The organism is Allobosea sp. P2_A10 (assembly GCF_056405115.1).
Genome location: NZ_JBFUCS010000051.1, coordinates 1 through 2,668, shown reverse-complemented (window position 1 = coordinate 2,668; position 2,668 = coordinate 1). Strand labels below are relative to the sequence as shown.

The window sequence follows — 2,668 nt, the reverse complement described above, 5'->3', positions numbered from 1 at the left end:
CAAAAACCGAGCCTGACAACGTCATCCTCCGTCGCGCACTGGACGCCGAAATCGCCCCGGCCGAGCAACCCCGACCAGCTCAGCCGGGGCGACATCGGCACGTCCGAGCAGGTCCCAAGGGGGCTGACATTCAACGCGATAAGAGGGCTGAGCTTCAACGCGATTTGACAGATTCTTTCAGCGAGGGCTGAGGTCGTATCATCGATATACGGTTGCCCTTTAAAGCTCGCGCGCCAGACTCACGGCCGCTTTGATAGGCATATGGTCGGATGCGATTTTGGACAGCGGCGTGTCGTGGAGATCTAATCGGGATATAATCTCCGCAGGCATCGCCACAATCCGATCAAGCGCCAGGAGCGGGAAGCGCGCAGGAAAGCTCGGGATTGGAGCATGCACTGGGCCAAAATTGGGAGATAATCCGTGAAGAGTTGATTTCTTTCCTATCCGCCACTCATTAAAGTCGCCCATTATTATCACTGGTCTACCATCAATAGGCTTGCTTGCATCTATGATTGCACGGAACTGCTTGGAGCGAGACCGTCGCAACAGTCCCAAATGCGTAGCAATTACTCTTATGGGTTCATTTTCAAAAAATAGATCTACGACAAGAGCCCCTCGTGGTTCAAAGCCGGGCAAAACAATCTGCCTTATTGTGCTTATAACCAACGTACGCCGGAATAGAACAATATTTCCATGCCATCCATTACCTTTAAATTTTGTTTCCACTGGCGCAGGACGTAAACCGGTCTCGCGTTCGATAAGAGCTAGGTCTAGTATTGCGCCGCGATCACCATGGCGTCGATCAGCTTCTTGTAGCGCAATAACATCGGGTCCGATTTCTTTAATGACAGCTATAATTCGTTTGGGATCAAACAGCCCATCTCGGCCAACTGCCTTATGTATATTATATGACGCGAATAACAGACCGGTCTTGGATTTTGCTAAATTCTCAGGCGACGAGCTCGGATTCCTCCGCCACCCTGAAGCTCTCAAAAATCGTGTTTGCCGAAACCGTTTGACCCACCCGAACTTCCGGTTTTTCACGCAGCCTCCCTTTTTTGCATGGTCTGGTTATCAGCGAAAGGCATCGCGAGGACTGCGCCGACGCCCTGTGTGGGGCATATCGCTCGCTCCAAACAGATAGACGCTCCCGCAGTCCTCAACGGCGGGCTGGGCAAACGTGGGGGAGCCTCGGGGGCCGTCGGTATCATCGAAAGGTTTTTTGAGTTGTCCAACTGAGCTTACGGCCGGGCTACGCTTTCTGAAGGACTCGACGGTTCTGCGTTAAAAACTCGGTTCTGTGCTCGCTTCTTGAACAAGCTTTGCAAGCGCTCCAGCTCTTGCTCGTCAAGGTTCTCTATATTAAATAATCCATCCCGGGCACCCTGCACTGCGCTGATAAGCTCGTTCAATTTGATCTGAACAGCGGCCATTGCCCTGTTTTGGCTCGTCTGCATGATCAGGAATGTGACGATTGTCACTGCTGTACTCATTACGAGCTGCCACCGCTGATCAAAACCGAAATACGGACCGGCGAGCCCCCAGAGTATTACGCACCCGATCGTAGCAAAGAGGACGTGGGATCTACTCGTCCAATGGGCTGCAGCCTGAGACAAGCGCGTGAACCAGGATGGTGCGCGTCGACCCAAATCGCTTGGCTCATTGTCGACCAATTGAACCTCCTGAATTGTCGAGGATTATTCCAAAAACGTGCCTCATTTCATGCTTAGCCGGGGTCTTGACCTTTCCGGGCCAGCGCGGCGCGGCGACAGTAGTCTTGCCGGATGGCTTCAAGTTCTTTCTCGTCAAGTTGCTCAAGATCCATCAGTTCCTCGCGCGCACCCTCCAATTTGGACAGCAGCTCGTCGAGCTTGATCTGCATCGCGGCGGTATCGCGGTTCTGGCTGTTCTGGATGACGAACACCATCAGAAAAGTAATGATAGTCGTCGAGGTGTTGATTACCAGCTGCCAGGTGTCGCTGAATCCGAACAAGGGTCCTGACAGCGCCCATACTACTATCACGGAAAGCGCTGCGAAAAACGCTGCCGGTTTGCCAGTCCATTGCGACGCTTTCTGTGCGACGCGTGTGAAAAGGGACGCTTTGGTATTGCCCCTGGGTAATAATTTCACCTCTGACATCGGCTTACTACCATTTTGTTCAATAAGAACGGCCCAAGAGAACAACGCTCAGCGGCTGAACAACCCCTAAATTCCGCTTTGACGTTGCCCGGCAGCATTAATACGAGGCCGGCGGTGGATAGATCGATCTGTCAGGCCTTCGCTGTCACGCCTCGAATGTTGGCGGATGAAGTCATCTGCGGCGGCGATCATGCCGGCAAGTTTGATTTCAGCGATGTCGTCTCTTTCGCGCGCCTGCAACTTGGCAATCTCAGCGACGTGCGACTCAAAATCATCAATGCTTTCGAGCTTGAATTCGGAAGCTTCAGGGTGCTGCGGATTTGGCATTGTGATCGGCTCGCTAAATGATGTTATAATTTTCCCAATAAATCTTGCTGTCCAGACGTCCCGATGCAAGTAACCCCGCTCGTTTGCTACGATGTAGTGAGCGAGCCCGGTTCAACGCCATCGCCATCAGGCCAGCATGCGGACATTGGGCTCGCGAGCCCATTGCCGCGTTCGCGCGGGTGCGAGAAAGCCCTCCAATGT

Annotated in this window: 4 protein-coding genes; all 4 read right to left on the bottom strand. The window is 53.1% G+C overall.

Features of this window, described 5'->3' with window-relative positions:
- Positions 1 to 219: 219 nt before the first annotated feature.
- Positions 220 to 1,044, bottom strand: coding sequence for an endonuclease/exonuclease/phosphatase family protein (locus AC1DZY_RS26515; RefSeq protein ID WP_476823143.1), 825 nt, complete (start codon positions 1,042 to 1,044; stop codon positions 220 to 222).
- Between the two features lie 197 nt (positions 1,045 to 1,241).
- The gene (locus AC1DZY_RS26510) at positions 1,242 to 1,616 is read right to left on the bottom strand and encodes a low affinity iron permease family protein (RefSeq protein WP_476823144.1); all 375 of its coding nucleotides are present in this window, start codon (positions 1,614 to 1,616) and stop codon (positions 1,242 to 1,244) included.
- A 110-nt stretch (positions 1,617 to 1,726) separates the two neighbouring features.
- Positions 1,727 to 2,140: a low affinity iron permease family protein gene (locus AC1DZY_RS26505; protein WP_476823142.1), complete on the bottom strand. Its 414-nt coding sequence runs from the start codon at positions 2,138 to 2,140 to the stop codon at positions 1,727 to 1,729.
- Positions 2,141 to 2,206: 66 nt separating this feature from the next.
- Complete coding sequence (locus tag AC1DZY_RS26500; protein WP_476823141.1) at positions 2,207 to 2,467, bottom strand: hypothetical protein; 261 nt, start codon at positions 2,465 to 2,467, stop codon at positions 2,207 to 2,209.
- Positions 2,468 to 2,668 lie beyond the last annotated feature (201 nt).

Coding starts and splice junctions, on each gene's coding strand:
- AC1DZY_RS26505 (WP_476823142.1), bottom strand. CDS start 2,140: ATGTCAGAGGTGAAATTATTACCCAGGGGCAATACCAAAGCGTCCCTT.
- AC1DZY_RS26500 (WP_476823141.1), bottom strand. CDS start 2,467: ATGCCAAATCCGCAGCACCCTGAAGCTTCCGAATTCAAGCTCGAAAGC.